The 16,055-nt window shown below is 67.5% G+C and carries 14 protein-coding genes; 7 read left to right on the top strand and 7 right to left on the bottom strand.

Annotated features, from left to right (window positions below):
* The first annotated feature begins 3 nt into the window (after positions 1–3).
* The 3 genes from BMZ48_RS11785 (at position 4) to BMZ48_RS11775 (ending at position 2,677) form a co-directional block, all read left to right on the top strand.
* A complete protein-coding gene (locus BMZ48_RS11785; RefSeq protein WP_091535573.1) occupies positions 4–783 on the top strand; it encodes a glucose 1-dehydrogenase in 780 nt (259 codons plus the stop codon).
* 8 nt (positions 784–791) lie between these two features.
* Positions 792–1,634, top strand: a complete 843-nt coding sequence (locus BMZ48_RS11780; RefSeq protein ID WP_091535521.1) for a class I SAM-dependent methyltransferase — start codon at positions 792–794, stop codon at positions 1,632–1,634.
* 95 nt (positions 1,635–1,729) lie between these two features.
* Positions 1,730–2,677: an alpha/beta fold hydrolase gene (locus BMZ48_RS11775; RefSeq protein WP_091535520.1), complete on the top strand. Its 948-nt coding sequence runs from the start codon at positions 1,730–1,732 to the stop codon at positions 2,675–2,677.
* Here the strand turns inward: BMZ48_RS11775 and BMZ48_RS11770 are convergent.
* Positions 2,652–3,872 (bottom strand): NADH:flavin oxidoreductase, encoded by a 1,221-nt coding sequence (locus BMZ48_RS11770; RefSeq protein WP_200769617.1) that lies wholly within the window; start codon positions 3,870–3,872, stop codon positions 2,652–2,654. The two genes, BMZ48_RS11775 and BMZ48_RS11770, sit on opposite strands and share 26 nt — an antisense overlap.
* Positions 3,873–3,949: 77 nt before the next feature.
* Between BMZ48_RS11770 and BMZ48_RS12905 the strand changes: the two genes are divergently transcribed.
* Positions 3,950–4,228, top strand: coding sequence for a YncE family protein (locus tag BMZ48_RS12905; RefSeq protein WP_200769616.1), 279 nt, complete (start codon positions 3,950–3,952; stop codon positions 4,226–4,228).
* 15 nt (positions 4,229–4,243) lie between these two features.
* On the opposite strand, the gene BMZ48_RS11765 is transcribed toward BMZ48_RS12905, so the two are convergent.
* From BMZ48_RS11765 to BMZ48_RS11755, 3 genes are all read right to left on the bottom strand, one after another.
* Complete coding sequence (locus tag BMZ48_RS11765; protein WP_091535515.1) at positions 4,244–4,999, bottom strand: SDR family NAD(P)-dependent oxidoreductase; 756 nt, start codon at positions 4,997–4,999, stop codon at positions 4,244–4,246.
* A gap of 58 nt (positions 5,000–5,057) precedes the next feature.
* Positions 5,058–6,785, bottom strand: coding sequence for an FAD-dependent oxidoreductase (locus tag BMZ48_RS11760; protein WP_091535563.1), 1,728 nt, complete (start codon positions 6,783–6,785; stop codon positions 5,058–5,060).
* A 73-nt stretch (positions 6,786–6,858) separates the two neighbouring features.
* Positions 6,859–7,986 (bottom strand): acyl-CoA dehydrogenase family protein, encoded by a 1,128-nt coding sequence (locus BMZ48_RS11755; protein WP_091535561.1) that lies wholly within the window; start codon positions 7,984–7,986, stop codon positions 6,859–6,861.
* Positions 7,987–8,264: 278 nt separating this feature from the next.
* Here BMZ48_RS11755 and BMZ48_RS11750 point away from each other — a divergent pair, with 278 nt between their 5' ends.
* Positions 8,265–9,833: an acetylxylan esterase family protein gene (locus BMZ48_RS11750; RefSeq protein WP_143383691.1), complete on the top strand. Its 1,569-nt coding sequence runs from the start codon at positions 8,265–8,267 to the stop codon at positions 9,831–9,833.
* Here BMZ48_RS11750 and BMZ48_RS11745 read toward each other — a convergent pair.
* A complete protein-coding gene (locus tag BMZ48_RS11745; protein WP_234981634.1) occupies positions 9,765–11,285 on the bottom strand; it encodes a cellulase family glycosylhydrolase in 1,521 nt (506 codons plus the stop codon). The genes BMZ48_RS11750 and BMZ48_RS11745 overlap by 69 nt on opposite strands.
* A gap of 187 nt (positions 11,286–11,472) precedes the next feature.
* On the opposite strand from BMZ48_RS11745, the gene BMZ48_RS11740 reads away from it, so the two are divergent.
* The gene (locus BMZ48_RS11740; protein WP_091535555.1) at positions 11,473–12,552 is read left to right on the top strand and encodes a 3-ketosteroid-9-alpha-monooxygenase, oxygenase component; all 1,080 of its coding nucleotides are present in this window, start codon (positions 11,473–11,475) and stop codon (positions 12,550–12,552) included.
* The gene (locus BMZ48_RS11735) at positions 12,549–15,209 is read left to right on the top strand and encodes a TonB-dependent receptor (RefSeq protein ID WP_234981633.1); all 2,661 of its coding nucleotides are present in this window, start codon (positions 12,549–12,551) and stop codon (positions 15,207–15,209) included. Before BMZ48_RS11740 ends, BMZ48_RS11735 begins: the two co-directional genes overlap by 4 nt.
* 10 nt (positions 15,210–15,219) lie before the next feature.
* Here BMZ48_RS11735 and BMZ48_RS11730 read toward each other — a convergent pair whose 3' ends face one another.
* Together BMZ48_RS11730 and BMZ48_RS11725 are read right to left on the bottom strand one after the other, a co-directional pair.
* Complete coding sequence (locus BMZ48_RS11730; RefSeq protein WP_091535508.1) at positions 15,220–15,684, bottom strand: nuclear transport factor 2 family protein; 465 nt, start codon at positions 15,682–15,684, stop codon at positions 15,220–15,222.
* Complete coding sequence (locus tag BMZ48_RS11725) at positions 15,681–15,899, bottom strand: nuclear transport factor 2 family protein (RefSeq protein ID WP_234981632.1); 219 nt, start codon at positions 15,897–15,899, stop codon at positions 15,681–15,683. Before BMZ48_RS11725 ends, BMZ48_RS11730 begins: the two co-directional genes overlap by 4 nt.
* Between the last annotated feature and the right edge of the window lie 156 nt (positions 15,900–16,055).

The following is a 16,055-nucleotide window of genomic DNA, read 5'->3' as shown; positions in this document are numbered from 1 at the left end:
GCGATGAAGCGGCTCCAGGGCAAGGTGGCGATCATCACCGGCGGTGCGCGCGGCATGGGTGCGGCGACGGCCAGGCTGTTCGTCGAGCACGGGGCCTGTGTGGTCATCGCCGACGTGCTCGATGCCGAAGGCGAACGGCTCGCCGCCGAGCTCGGGCAGGCGGCGCGCTTCGTCCATCACGATGTGACCGACGAGGCAGGCTGGCAGCGGCTGCTGGCGCAGACGGCGCAGGCCTTCGCGCCGGTGGACGTGCTGGTCAACAATGCCGGCGTGCTGCTGTTCAAGACCATCGCCGACACGAGCAAGGCCGAGTTCGAGCGCATTCTCGCAGTCAATCTCGTCGGCTGCTTTTTCGGCACCAAGCTGGCCGGTGCGCAGATGGTCGCGCGCGGCCGCGGCTCGATCATCAACGTTTCGTCCGTCGATGGCATGAAGGGTGCAAACGGCCTGGGCGCCTACAGCGCGAGCAAATGGGCCGTGCGCGGATTCACCAAGGTGGCGGCGATGGAATTCGGGCACAAGGGTGTGCGCGTGAATTCCGTGCATCCCGGCGGCATCGATACCGCGATGGGCAATCCCTACGCCGAGCCCAAGGCCGAGGTGAACAAGCGCTATACGATGGTGCCGCTGCAGCGTGTCGGCGAGCCGCTGGAGGTGGCTTACGTCAACCTGTTCCTCGCCAGCGACGAATCGTCGTATCTGTGTGGCGCGGAGATCGCCGTCGATGGCGGCATGCTCACCGGGCAGTACTACGCCGGCTTTCCCGGCGCACCGGGCGTGTAAGCATCTGCATGCGCGCCGACCCGACCGACCGCATCAGCCCCACGGCCTACGCCACCGGATATCTCTGGTACCGCCACGGCCTGTCGCCCGCCGAGCTGGTCACGCCGCAAGGCCGGCGGCTGGACCGCGGCTTTCGCGCGCTCACCCGGCTCACCCGCGTGCTCAGCGGCGTTTCGCTGGATGCGATGATGCTGGCCCGCCACAAGGGGATCGACGCGGTGCTGATGCGCGCGATCGATGCCGGAGAAGTCACGCAGATCATCGAGATCGCCGCCGGTCTGTCGGCGCGCGGCTTGCGCATGCGCCAGCGCTATGGCGAGCGCATCACCTATCTCGAAACCGATCTGCCGGCGATGGTGGCAACCAAACGACGATTGCTCGAAAACGCGGGCTGGTTGTCGGCCCGGCATCGTGTCGTCGAGCTCGATGCGCTGGCCGAGGAAGGGGCGCGTTCGCTCGCCGCGGTGGCACGCACGCTCGATCCCAACCAGGGCGTGGCCATCATCACCGAGGGGCTGATGAACTACCTCGATCCGGACACCGCCGCCGGTGTCTGGCGGCGCATCGCACAGGTTATGCGGCAGTTTCCGGCCGGGCTGTATCTGTCCGATCTGTATCTGCTGCAAGAGAACCGCAACGTCGGCATGCTCGCCTTCGGCAAGATTCTCGAACTGTTCGTGCGCGGCCGCATGTACGTGCATTTCCAGAACCCGGCGCAGGTCCGCGAGCGCCTGCGCCGGATCGGATTCCGGCACATCAAAGTGCACCGCACCCAGACGCTCGAAGCCACGCGCGCGCTCGCCGCCGTGCGCGGGGGTGACCGTGTGCGCATCCTCGAAGCGCGGACATAATCGTCGCGTTCCTGCCGCCACTACGGTGTGCGGCCAAACCCTGTATGAATGCCAGTGCGGGTCATGCGGCATGGCCCGCCCGGGAGCGATGGACGATGGATGTCACCGACTACGTGCACCATGCGGGCGTGCGCCTTGCGCTGTATCGATGGGGGATTGCCGACGGCCGGCCGGTGGTCGTGCTCGTGCACGGTTATCCCGACCGGGCCTCGGTCTGGGATGGCGTCGCCGAGGCGCTGGCGGACCGTTATGACGTCGTCGCCTACGACGTGCGCGGCGCCGGGCGGTCGAGCGCGCCGCGCCGGGTGGCGGACTATGCGCTGGAGCATCTGGTCGGCGATCTGGCCGCGGTCATCGACGCGGTCAGATCGCACCAGATGGTGCACCTGGTCGGCCACGACTGGGGATCGATCCAGTCCTGGGCGGCGCTGAGCGCACCAGCACTCGCCGGCCGCATCGCCAGCTTCACGTCGATTTCCGGTCCGGACATCGAATACGCGCGCGCCTGGCTGCGCCGCCGTCTCGCCAGCCGCCGCCTCCGGCACATCGCCGGGGCGCTGCGCCAGCTCGCGCATTCCTGGTACATCGGCGCTTTTCTGATCCCGGGGCTTGGCGCCCTGCCGTGGCGCCTCGGGTTGGCCGCGCACTGGCCGTGGTGGCTGTCACGCACGGAAGCGGTGTCGGTGCCGCCTGATCCGATGCGGGCGCGCGATGGCCGCCACGGCGTCAAGCTCTACCGCGCCAATTTCGCACCGCGGCTGCGGCCTCCCCGCCCGCGCCGGGTCGAGGTGCCGGTGCAGTTGATCGTGCCGCTGCGCGACCGTTATGTGCGGCCGGCCTTGTTCGACGATCTCGCCGACATGGTTCCGCGCCTGCACCGGCGCGAGGTCGATGCCGGGCACTGGCTGCCGCTCGCCCAGCCGCGCGCGCTCGCGGCGTGGATTGCGGAACATGTCGAAGCCAACCGCAGCTTGCAGCCGAGCGGATCGAGTCCCGCCGGCGGGAGCCGCGCGCAACTCACGACGCCGCCGGTCTGCGGTTGAGGGCAGCATCGTTCTCCGGGCCGAGGACGCAGCGCGTACCGCCGGGCGAGTACATCGCCACCACACAGGCGTTACAGGCGGTGCAGCCGGAGACCGTCGCGCGGCCATCGCGGAATTTGTTGACCAGATCCGGGTCATGGATCAGCGCCCGGCCCATGGCGATGCCGTCGAAGCCTTCATCCAGCACCCGCTGCGCGGCCGCGAGCGATTGGACGCCGCCGAGATAGGCGAGCGGGAGCGTAACCGCGGCGCGCACCTGCCGCGAATGTTCGAGGAGATAAAGCTCGCGGAAGGTGATTTTGGGTTCCCACAGCCGCATCAGGCGGGTGGCGAGCCTGACCACGGGATTCTGGATCGTCTCCACCGCGGCGGCCGGCAGATTGCTGCCGAAGATCGCCCATGGCGATTCCACGTTCATGCCGCCGGAGAGCACCAGCAGATGCGCGCCTGTGCGCTCCAGCACGCGCGCCACTTCCACCGCATCGGCGGCGGTGGCGCCGCCGGCAAAGCCTTCGGTCACGCTGATCTTGCAACTCACGGCGAGCCTGGATCCGACCGCATCGAGCACGCGCTGCAGGACCTGCGCCGGGAAGCGCGCGCGCCGATCCGGCGTGCCGCCGTAGGCATCGCGGCGGCGGTTGTATTTCGGCGAGAGGAACTGGCTGAGCAGATAGCCGTGGCCCATGTGGATCTCGACGGCGTCGAAACCGGCGTTCTGCGCGCACCGCGCGGCATCGGCAAAGCGCGCGGCCAGAGTGTTCATCTCGGATACCGACATCGCCGTTTTCAGCAGCCGGCCACTGATGACGCCCGCCGCGTTGAAGCCGCCGGAGGCGCTCAGCGGGTATCGGGTGTTCTGCAGGCGGGGCAGGAAGGTGAAGGCGCCGCCGTGCGTGATCTGCGCGCAGGCCGCAGCCCCCTCGCGGTGTACCGCTTCGGCGAGCACGCGCAGATGCGGGATGCTCGCCGCATCGAGCGTGATCTGGTCTTCGAAGGTGCGGCCGTCCGGTTCCACCGCGCAGTAAGCGACCGTCGTCATCGCCGCGCCGCCGGCGGCGATGCGCCGGTGGTGTTCGACCAGCAGTTTCGACGGCACGCCACCCTTGGCCATCCCTTCGTTGGTGGCCGACTTGATGAAACGGTTGCGCAGCGTCAGCGGCCCGATACGGAGTGGCGAAAAGACGGAAGCTGGCATGGCGGACTCCACGACGGCGAATGCGGCGGTATCGTCGGCGCCCGCCGGCGTCGCCGCCTCGTCCGATGGTGCGAGCCGTGGCAGTGGGAAATCTGTCTCCATCGGCGGGTGCAGGCGCGGCGACTGCTGATCGTCGATCGCGCGACGTTGAATCCCGCACGATCCCGCTCGCCGACACGCCTCTCGGGGCCAAGCCTTACTGGGCCACGGAGAGTGCCGATGGCCGGTATTGCTACGTTTCGGTCAGCGAGCAGGACCGCGTGTCGGTGATTTCCTTCGACGAGGCGCGGGAAATCGCCAGCGTGCCGGTCGGCGATCACCCGCAGCGCATCCGCACCGGCCGGTTGCGCCTGTGAAGCCGCCGGTCCGGGTCAGCCGAGATAGGCCTGTCCGCCATCGACGCCGATCGACTGGCCGTTGATGTAGCGGCAGTCGTCCGAGCACAGGGCGACGACGAAGCGGCCGATGTCGTCTTCGCAATCACCGACACGACCTTGCGGAATCGTGGCGATGAAGGCGGCGGCTTCCTGCGGGCGCGCGCGCGTCCACCCCTGCATCGCCGGTGAATCGGCAAGCGGCAGGATTGCATTGGTGCGGATGCCGTCACGCGCCCATTCGCAGGCGGCCGCGCGGGTGAGCTGGCGGATCGCCTCCTTGACCGCGGCATAGGCGCCGTAGCCGGCGAGATCCCAGCGCTTGGCCGCCGACGAGCCGAAGTTGATGATGCAGCCGCCGCCCTTGAGATACGGATGGCAGAGTTTCATCAGCCGGAAGGTCGCAAGCGGCCCCGATTCCCAACCGGCGATGAAGGCTTCGTCGGTGACGGTATCGAGCGTGCCGAGCGGCACTTCCTGGGCGTTGTTGACGAGGATGTTGAGCCCGCCGAAGTGGCGGACGACGCGGTCCACGCAGGATGCGAGCGAGGCGGCATCGCGCACGTTGCATTCGACGGCGAGCGCCCTGCCGCCGCGTGCTTCGATTTCGGCGACGGTGGCGTCGAGTTTGGAACGGGTGCGCCCGGCGACGGCGACTGCGGCGCCCTCGGCGGCGAGCGCAAAGGCGATGCCCTGGCCCACGCCCTGTCCCGCGCCGGTGACCAGTGCGATACGTCCACTCAGGCGAGCCATATGCTGTCCTTTGCGCGGGTGTGCGCGGCCGATGTGCGATGCGCAGTAACCGGGCCGCTCATGCCGCGGCCCTGATGCCGGATGCGGCCGCCTGCGCGGCGAGGTCGCGCGCCGCGATGTACGCGAACGTCATCGCCGGACCCAGCGTCGAGCCGGCGCCCGCATACGTCGGGCCCATGACCGCGTCGGCGGTATTGCCGACCGCGTAGAGGCCGCCGATCAAGCTGCCATCCTCGCGCAGCACGCGCGCGTGTTCGTCGGTGACCAGCCCCCCCTTGGTGCCGATCTCGCCCGGCCACAGCGGCACGGCGTAGAACGGCGGTTTGACGATCGGGCCGAGACAGCTGTTGGGCTTGACGCTGGGGTCGCTGTAATAGCGGTCGAACGCGGTGTCGCCCTTGTGGAATTCCGGATCGACACCGGTCTGGGCGTAGGCGTTCATCTTCGCGACCGTATCTTTCAGGCCCGCGGCATCGACGCCGATCTTGGCGGCGAGCGCATCGAGGGTGTCGGCACGGTAGTAGATCCGGTCGAGCCAGTCCTTGGGTAATTTGTGGTCCGGCTGGATCTGTCCCGGCAGGAAGATGCCCATCGGGTACTTGTAGCGGAAGGTTGCGTCGAACACGAGCCAGCACGGGATGGTGCCGTTGCCCTTGGCGTCGTCGGCATACATCGCGTTGCGGAAGTCCGGATACGGCGCAGCCTCGTTGACGAAGCGCCGGCCTTTTTTGTTCACCGCCACGCAGCCGGGCATGCCGCGTTCGACGAACAGCGCAACCTGCGGCGGCGCACCGGGCTTGTACACGGTTGGCGATCCCCAGACCCAGTCCATGTGGCCGAGCCGGGCGCCGAGGGCCTGCGCCGCGCGGATGCCGTCGCCGTGATTGATCGGCGGTGCCGCGGTCCAGCGCGCCTGCGTCGGCTGGGTCAGATAGCGTTCGCGCATCTGCTGGTTGGATTCGAAGCCGCCGCAGGCGAGGACCACGCCGTGACGCGCGCGGTAGCGCAGCGTGCGCCCGTTCTGCTCGACGACGAGCCCGATCACGCGCCCGCCGTCCTCGATCAGCGACGAAAGCGCGGTGTTGAGCTGTAGCGGGATGTCCCGGCGCAGCATGGCGTGGCGCAGGGCCGCGACCAGCCCCTGGCCGAGCACCTGGCGGCGATCGCGATGGGTGCGGCGGCGCCAGCCGAAGTCGAGCCAGTAGCGCAGCATGAGCTTGAGCGTGAGTCCCACCCAGCCGGGTCCGCGCGAGAACAGCGTGTGCGCCTCGATCTGGTCCATCGCGATGCGACCCATCAGCAAGGTCCCGGGGATGGGCTCGCGCTGCCGGTCGAACTCCGGTCCGAGCAGGCGCGCGTCGAAAGCCTGCGGTTGCATCGAGCGCCAGCCTTCCTTGCCGCCGGGGACGTTCGGGTAGTAGTCCGGATACTTGGGGACGTTGTGGAAGTGCACGTCGAACGTGCGGGCGAGGTAGCGCACCATCTCCGGCGCGTTCTTCAGGTAGGCCTCGATGCGCGCCTGCGGGACGCTGTCGCCGATCAGATGCTTGAGATAGGTCAGCGCTTGCTCGTAGGAGTCGCTGCCCCCGGTCTTGGCGATGTCGTCATTGCAGGGGATCCAGATGCCGCCGCCGGAGACCGCCGACGTGCCGCCGTAGCGGTCGGATTTCTCGATGACGACGCTGCTTAAGCCGTGCGCGTGCGCGCACAGCGCCGCGGTCATGCCACCGGCGCCGGAGCCGACGACGACGACGTCGTATTCCTGATCCCAACCCGCCTGACTCATGACCTGCGCCTTCCGCTTGTCTTGGAACACCGCGCCAGGGACGGCGCGGTCCTGGACAGGATGTCCATGCTTCTTAGATGAAAAAGTCCGTGTTCTCGCGGCCGAGCATCACCGCGCCATAGTTGCGTCCGAACTGGTCGGGGTTGTTGGCGTAGTGCGCGCGCGCGGCAAAGATGTCGAAGACGTAGCGGTACAACGGGAAATCCGTGAAGATGCCGCGCCCGCCGCAGGCCGAGAACAGTTGGTAGGCGTGCTGGGCACAGCGCTCGACCACTTGCGCGGCCTGGAAACGGAACAGCAGGCGCTGCGGGATGTCGTCGAGCGGCTGCTTGTTGCGGATTTTCTCCTGCAGCACCTGGAAGTTGCGGCGCAGGACGAGCTTCATCTCGTCGATCGCGACTGCGGTTTGTGCCGCGGCGAGCTGTGCCGGGCCTTGCTCCGCGGTCTTGTTGCCCATGTCGCCGACGCGCACCCTGGCGAAATCGATGAAAGTGTCGAGCGCGCCCTGCAGCGCGCCGATCGCGGCGGTCGAGACCGCGCGCACGAAGATCTGTCCGAACGGCAGCTTGTACAAGTCCGACGTGAAAGTCTCGCGTCCGGGATTGGTTCCCAGAAAACCGTCGGAGGCCTTGTGTGTGCGGTATTCCGGCACGAACGCATCCTTGACCACGATGTCCTTCGAGCCGGTGCCTTTGAGGCCCATCACGTGCCAGGTGTCGATGACTTCGAAATCCGAACGCGGCAGCAGGAAAGTGCGGTACTCGGGCGGCTGGCCCTCGTTGAACACCAGACCGCCGAGGAACACCCAGTCGCAGTGGTCGATGCCGCTGGAAAAACCCCAGCGCCCGGAGAAGCGGAAGCCGCCCTCAACCGGCGTGACCTGTCCCTTGGGCATGTAGGTCGAGGCGATGCGTACGTTGGTGTCCTTGCCCCAGACGTCTTGCGCCGCGCGCGGATCGAACAGCGCGATCTGCCAGTTGTGCACGCCGACGACGCCATAGACCCAGGCCGTGGACATGCAGCCTTCGGCAAGCGCCATCTGGATGTCGTAGAACACCTGGGGATCCATCTCGTAGCCGCCGTAGAGCTTGGGTTGCAGCACGCGGAAAAACCCCGCCTCCTGCATCTCGGCGATGGTTTCGTCCGGTATGCGGCGCTGGGCCTCGCACTGGGCGGCGCGTGCCTTCAGGCGCGGGATCATCTCGCGTGCGCGCTGCACCAGTACGTCGGGGCTGACGAGGGAAACGGTCTTGGGGCTGGCGGTGTGCACGGCATTTCACTCCTGGCCGGCGCAAACCCGGCGCAGTCAAAGGGTGTAACCGGGTTTTTCACAGAATTCCGCCCGCACAGCATCATCCGAAGTGACTACCCCGGCACCGACGGCGGATACGGCCGGCGCGGCTCTGGCGCACCGGCGGCAAAATCCGCAGACTCGGGGTACTGCGTCAAGGCGGTGCCGAAACACGAACGGAGTGTGCGATGCGTGTGGGGATCCGGCTGTTGGCAGGGTTTGCCGCGCTGTATGCCGGCAGTGCCTGGAGCATTCCGGAGGGGCCGGAGTATCCTTCTGCGGAATGGACTGCGCGCGATCTCGCCAACGTCGCGCGCAGCACCGAGGCGCCCGCCGAGCAGCTCGCCAATCCGGCATTCATGATGCGCTGGCAGATGCAGAGTCTGGCCAATCTGCTGGAATGGAACGCGCGCGCCGCGGCCGATCCGAGCTGGATTTCCGCGCCTTCCGGCAATACGCCGCTGGCGCCCTTGTGCGCGACCTGGGGCGAGCAGTGCGCCGGCGATCCGTTCCGCTATCCGCAGGCGCCCGGAGCCGACGGCGCGGCGTTTTACACTCAGGAGGCGGAGGTGATCCCGGTGGTGTTCTACGACCGCGGCTGCGCGCGCATTTCCGGCCGCGTGTGGGCACCACGCACCGGCGGCAACACGCTGCCCGGCGTGATCATCGAAAACGGTTCGATCCAGGCTTCCGAGCCCTTGTACTGGTGGGCGGCGCAGATGCTGGTGCGCGCCGGCTATGTGGTGATGACCTTCGATCCGCGGGGGCAGGGCCGTTCGGATCTGCAGACCCCTGACGGCGAGCAGGGCGGCAACTTCAACCCGGCGGTGTTCTGGGACGGACTGGTCGATGCGATCGACTTCTTCCATTCCAGCAGCGTGCAGCCGTATCCACACAACCTGCGTTGCGCGGACCGGTATCCGACCGTGGTGACGGCGTTCAATCCGCATGCCGCACGCCTGGATCGCGAGCGCCTGGGATTGGCCGGCCACTCGCTGGGCGCAACCGGCGTGTCCGTGGTGCAGGCCTATGGCGCCGAGGGTGCCGAGCTTTGGCCAGGACTGCTCGATGCGCAGAATCCGGTCGATGTGATCGTCGCCTGGGATCGCCTTGGCAGCGATGTCGTGCCGCGGGTGCCGGCGATGGGTCAGACCAGCGAATACGGCTTCACCCCGCGGCCAGCCACCGAAGTGCCCGACCCCGAGGAGCACAAGGCGGCTTATCGGCGCTGGCGGGACGCCGGGGTTCCCGTGTTCCAGTTCACCATCCAGATCCAGGGCAGCTCGCACTTCGAGTGGTCGCTGATCCCGAGCTTTCCGGCCACTTCCTGGTGCGCGGACACCACCGGCGATGTCTGCCGCGGCGGCTGGGGTCAGCCGATGGCCGCGCATTACACGCTGGCCTGGTTCGACCGCTGGCTCAAGCAGCCCGGCGAGCCGGGATACGCCGATGCCGATGCGCGCCTGCTCGCCGACGCCGACTGGCATGAACGCTACAGCTTCTACCGCCGGTCGGCACGCGCGTTTGCCGATCGCAGCGGCCGCATGCATCTTTGCGAGGACATCCGCGCGGGGTGCACCGACGAGATGACCGCAGCCGGTGGCGGCAGCGGTGGCGGCGTGTTCACCGGATGGGCGCTCGCAGTCCTCGTCCTGCTGCGCTGGCGACGGATGCTGCTGCGGGCAGGGCTACGGCAGCCGCGTCACGCGCACGCTGACCTCGTCGGCACCGGGGAGGTTCTCCAGCACCAGGGGTGAGGTGTTGGCTGCCGACAGCACGCGCGCGCCGCTGACTTCGACGCGGTAGCCGTCCGGGTAATGCAACGCGACGGGCACGAAGATCTCGGTCGGCGCCGTCGCGGGTCGCGGCGTGTAGCGGTACACGAACTCGGCGGTCTGCGGATCAAACGACAGGGCCAGCGGAACGCCCGCGGTGGCCTGCGGATAGGTGCGGCTCAGGATCTTGAGCTTCTCGATCTTGGCGCTCGACAGATCCGCATCGTCGGCGAACAGGCTTTGCGCACCGCTGTCCTGCGACTCGGTGGTCGGATCGTCGAAGTTCTTGTACTGCCAGTATTGCCAGCCGATCAGGTGCTCGTCGGCCTGGCGCGTGACCTCGGCGAGCACGGGCAACTCGTCGGTGGCGCCGAACTCGGTCAGCAGTTCCACCGCCTGCATCTGGTCGGCCTGCGCCCGTGCCTCGGCCAACGTGGCATTGCCGAAGTTCTCGCAGGTGTCCTGCGGGCCGAACGGCAGCGCATCGACCAGATCGAGCTGGGCGGCATTGGCCAGCGTGTTGAGCGGGCAGTAGTAGTGGAACGAGTATCCGAGCTGCGTCTCGCCGGGGATGGCGGTAAAGCCCCGGGCTGGCGCACCGGTGCTGATCAAGGGCTGTGGCTCGAACCACACCAGGTTGTGCGGATCCACCGCGCGGATGCCGGAGAGCGCATGCATGAAGAACGGCTGCAATTCGTCCCGCTCATGGGATGGGCAGCCCAGCCACGGTTGCAGGCACAGCGGGTATTCCATGCCGGCCCAGGGTTCGTTGAGCAGGTCGTAGCCCATCGAGTACGGCTGTGCGCGCCATCGGCGCGCCACCGCCACCCAGGCGTCCCGGAAGCCGTCCCAGACCACGCCGCGTTCCGCCCAGAGCCTGTCGTAGGCTTCCGAGACCTGGGGCGTGAAGTAATTGAACGGAAACCCGAAGCCCGGTGGGCCGAGCAGGGTCGTGAACGGCCCCTGGATGCGCGCTACGGCCCAGTCCGGCACGCCCTCGCCCTGATAGACGTGGCCGAGCATGTCCTGATGGAAGTCGAACAGGATCCAGATGCGTCGGCTCGCCAGCAGGTGCACGATGCGGTCCCACTGCGCGAGATAGTCGGTGTCGATGACGCCAGGGGCCTGCGGCGAGACGCCGACCCACAAAGTGCCGATCCGCGCCGAGTTGAAGCCATGGGCGACGAGCCAGTCGGCATCGGCGGTGCGAAAGCCCGCGGGCGCATCTGGCGGCACATAGGGAGCGCGCTTCCAGACCAGGTTGACGCCATGCGTGAGCACGACGCGGCCGTGTGGATCGACGAGCCAGCGGCCGTCGCGCCGCAGTTGCGGAATGCCGTCGGCTGTAACGCCAGGCTGGGGCGTGTCGCTGCTGTTGCAAGCGGCGAGCAGCACCCCCGTGATCACCGCGGCCAGCAGGGAGTTCGTCCTCATGGGTTTCATGCGTGCGATCGGGTTTTGCGCATCAGACGCCCTGCCGCTGCGTGGGGCTTCACTCAAACGGATGATGCAGCGCCGGGACGCGGTTTCCACACTGCCAGACGCCTGCGGCGGGTACCGCCGCCGTTTCATTCACTGCGCCCGGCGCCGCTCAGCCGCCACCGGGCACGGAGCATCCGACATGGCAACGACGAAGGAATACGGCCTCGGCGAATTCACATTTCCGCGCGGCTGGTTCATGGTCGCGGAAAGCGCGAAGGTCACCGACCGGCCACGGGGCGTGCGCTTCTTCGGCCGGGAGTTCGCGCTCTACCGCGGCAAGCACAGCGGCCGCGTCGTGTTGCTCGACGCGTACTGTCCGCACATGGGAACGCATCTGGCGCGCAACACCACGTCCTATGTCGCGCAGGATGGTCAGGTCGAGGGCGATTCGATCCGCTGCCCCTACCACGCCTGGCGCTTCGGTCCGGATGGCAAGTGCAACCACATCCCGTACAGCTCGGGGCCGATCCCGCCGGCGGCGAGGGTGCGTTCCTGGCCGGTGCGCGAGCATCTGGGCGCGGTCTTCGTCTGGTACGACGAGGAAGGCGGCGAGCCCGACTACGAGCTGCCGGAGATCCCCGAATGGAACGACCCGGCCTGGGTCATCGGCGCTTACGACGACCTGGGCACGATCAACGTCCATCCGCAGGAGATCATCGACAACATCACCGACGTCGCCCACTTCGATCCGGTGCACGGGTCGCGTACGAAATTCTTCGAAAACGAGTTCCGCGGGCACATGGCGATCCAGCGCATGGGCGGCGGGCACCGCACGCTGGTCGCCGATGGCGGCGCCATGCTGCTGACGACGGCGACCTATCACGGTCCAAGCCTGCTGCTGACGCGCATGAGCGGGCTGTACGACTCGTGGATCATCATCGCGCACACTCCGGTTGACGACGGGGTGACCCAGGTCTGGCACAACCTGCTGGTGAAGTCGGCGAGCGGCGCCGTCGCCAGCGAGCAGGACCGCATCGCCGCGCGCGCTTACCAGGACGCGGCGCTCGCCGCGTTCGCGCAGGATTTCGAGGTATGGAAGCACAAGCGGCCGAACATCAAGGGGCTGTACGTGCAGGGCGATGGCCCCTTCCTCAAGCAGCGGCAGTGGTACCGGCAGTTCTACAACCCACGCGCCCAGCGCGAGGAGATCCAAAAGAGCGTCGAAGGGATTTACCACGCCAAGGGTTTCGCCGGCGCGCCGCAGACCAAGGCCGCGTGAAGCATCCCCGGGTGGGCAGCACCGTGCGCTGCGTCTGCGGCGATGCGCATGGCAACGGACGGGTTGCCGCAGCCACCTGGACCGCAGCGCTGCGGGCGTGGAGAGCGTGGCGGTATGCCGCGGTGCTGGCGCTGGCCGGCAGCGGCTTGCCGCAGGCTGCTTGGGCCGCCGATGACGAGCATGCGGTACCGGCGACGATTCCCGTGGAGCCGCCGATCGCTTCCCCACAGGCCCAAGCCCCTGCGGAAGCGGAGGCTTCCGCCGCGCTCGAGCCCATCATCGTCACCGCCGAGCGTCGCGCCGCCTCGGTACAGGACACCCCGATCTCGATCGAGGCCTTCAACAGCGAGACCATCGAGCTGCGCGGTATCCGCGGCGTGCAGGATTTGAGCGGCAACGTGCCGGGGTTGACCGTCGAGCCGTTCCCGACGCACAACGCCACGCTGCGCCTGTTCATCCGCGGCGTCGGTGTGTTCGACGCCCAGCTCACCCAGGATCCGGCCGTCGGCATTTATCTGGATGGGGTGTACATCGCGCGCTCGGTCGGACTTGCACTCGACATCGCCGATCTCGAACGCATCGAGGTGCTGCGTGGCCCGCAGGGCACGCTGTACGGGCGCAACACCACCGGCGGCGCGGTGAACCTGATCACCAAGCGGCCGACCCCGGATGCATTCGGAATGTCCATGCAGCTCAGCGGCGGCAGTCGCGCGGACTACCGGGCGCGCGCCTCGTTCAATCTGCCGCTGTCCGAGACGCTCGCGCTGGGCTTGGCTGCGCTCGGCAGCCGCCGCGACGGGTACGTCGAAAACCTCGGGCCCGGGGCCGACTTCGGCGATCGCGAAGAATGGGCCGGCCGTGCCGCACTGCGCTGGATGCCAGCCGGCGGATTCATTGCCGACTACAGCTACGAGCGCATGGATCTGCGCTATGTGAATTACATGTTCCAGTCGGTCTTGCCGCCGCAGACGGACAAAGGCCAGGCCGAGTTGTTCAAGCCCTATGCGGTTTCGCAGACGCGCTATGCGCAGACGCGTCTCACAGCGCTGGCGAGCGGCGCGCCGATGGTGCCATCGGGCACGGACATCGACGGTCACGCACTGACCCTGACGCTACCGCTCGGTGTCCACGAGCTGAAGTACATCGGCGCCCTGCGCAACCTGCGCGACGAGGAATATGCCGATCTCGGTGGCGGTCTGGGCTCGACCACCTACCGCCTGGACAGTCACGCCTATGACGGCCCGGCAGCGACGGTGGCCAACGGCGGACCGACGCCGCTGGTGATTCCCACCGTTACCCAGCGGCAGTGGTCACACGAAGTGCAGCTCACCGGCCGGCTCTTCGACGATGCGATCGATTACGTCGTCGGCGCCTATCACTTCCGCGAGCGCGGGCGCGAAGACCGCAACCGCCTCAACCACCAGTTGAGCACGGTGATCCCGCTCGACAATCTCGACGCACTCGATCCGACGCTGTTCACCACCGACGCGCTGTTCGATGCCCTGGGCAATCTCGGTGTCGTCGATTTCAACCAGATCGAGCTGCTGCGTCTGGTGAATTTCGTGAACCTGGACTGGACCATCGACAACCGCGCGACCGCAGTGTTCGGCCAGGTGACATGGACGCCGGATCTCCCCTGGGTGAGCGACCGGCTGCACCTGACCGCCGGCTACCGGCATTCCGAAGATACGCGCCGGGCGGTCAAGTTCCGCATCAGCGATACCTATGTCGAAGTCCAGTCCGGCGGGCGCGGCAGCGCGACGCTGCTGTCCTCGGGCGAGCGCTTCGACCACGTGCCGGCGGCGCGGCGCTTCCGTGACGATGCCAGCGCCTTCGTCGTCGCCTACGATCTCGGTCCGAGCGTGCGGCTGTACGCCAAGTCCGTCGAGGCGTACAAAAGCGGAGGATTCAATGTGCGCGATCCGCACGTCTCCGGCGCCTCCCCGGACAACCCGTATGGCTTCGGATTCGTCGATGGCTTTGCCCCGGAGTCCGTGCAGTCTTACGAAGCCGGCATCAAGAGCGAGTGGTGGGATCGCCGGCTGCGGCTCAATGCCGATGTGTTCCGCAGCGACTACACCGACATGCAGATCAATTTCCTGATCCCCGGCACGATCTCCGACACCAAGACGATCAACGCCGGCAAGGCGCGCATGCGGGGATTGGAGCTGGACGCCACGGTGCGGTTGACGCCGGATTTCACCCTCTCTGCGGATTACGCCTATCTCGACGCCGAGGTGCAGCGCGTGCTCGATCCAGACGGCCGCAACGTCGCGCATCTGTATCCGTTTCCATCGGCACCGCGGCATTCCGGCGTGGTGGCGCTGGACTGGACCGCACTGCGCCGTGGCTGGGGCGAGCTGCGCGCTTATGTTGCCTACCACTACACCGCCGAGCGCCAAGGGCAGGTCATCACCGAGCAGCGACGGGGGTTGACCTCGATTCCTGCCTACGGTTTGTGGAACGCACGCCTGGTAGCCGGCAATCTGCGCGGCTGGGGCGGTCGCGGCGCGCTGGACATCGCCCTTTTTGGACGCAATCTCGCCGACGAGGACTACCCGCTGATTGCGATCGACAATGTGCCGCACGCGGACCGCGCCGTCGTCTGGGGCGAACCGCGCAGCCTCGGCATCGAGCTGACTTACCGTTACTGGTAGCGTGGCGCGCTCAAGCGGGATTCACCACGGCCTTGAGCCAAGCCGGCACGTTGAAGTCGTAACTCTTCTCCTCCACCCGCCGGGTGATGCGCCAGCCGTCGGCGGTGCGCAGGTATGCATCGAGATACCACAGTCCGAGGAACATGGTGTCGGTGCCGCCCTCGGGACGGGGCACGACCATCGGGTTGAAGCAGGCGATGCGGCCGTGCGCGCGGTCGCCATCGATCTGGAACTCGCAGTTGCTGATCAGATGCATATAGCCAGGGAAATGGCCGAGCGCCTGCGGCAGCCATTGCTTGACCACCGGATACGGGCCGTCGATGCCGCCCATCGCGCGATAGTCGATGTAGGCATCGGCCGTGAACACGCTGTCGAGCGAGGCGAAGTCGCGGCGGTCGATGGCATTGGCGTAGCGGATCACCAGCGCCTCGAGCTCCAGGCGGTCGGCGAGGCGCTGCAACGCCGCCGGAGTCATCGTTCGTACACCATGTCGGATGGGCCCCAGTAGGCGCGCATCGACGCGAACCTGCCGGTATCGTCGAAGGTCATCACGTCGATGACCCGGATGAGCGCCCGCCCGTCCGGCATGTTCAGGCGCACGTCGAAGGCCATCGCCGCGGCATTGCCGTGAGAGGCGCGGATCGCCGCCCAGCGCGGCCGTCGGATCGGCCTGCGTTTTGCGCCGCTCACCCTCGATCAGGAGCGCACGTTGATCGCCTGCACCTTCGGCCGCGCCGACGCTTGGCTCGGCTGGAACGACGCCACGCCCGACGACCGCCCATTGGCCAGCCTGATCGAGGTGCTGCGCTTCGGCGCGGGGGCATACACGCGGCTGCTGCGCAATGG

Source organism: Fontimonas thermophila, assembly GCF_900113085.1.
Lineage (GTDB): Bacteria > Pseudomonadota > Gammaproteobacteria > Nevskiales > Nevskiaceae > Solimonas > Solimonas thermophila.
Note: the sequence above shows the minus strand (reverse complement) of the source record. Positions and strands in the feature narration are given on the sequence as shown.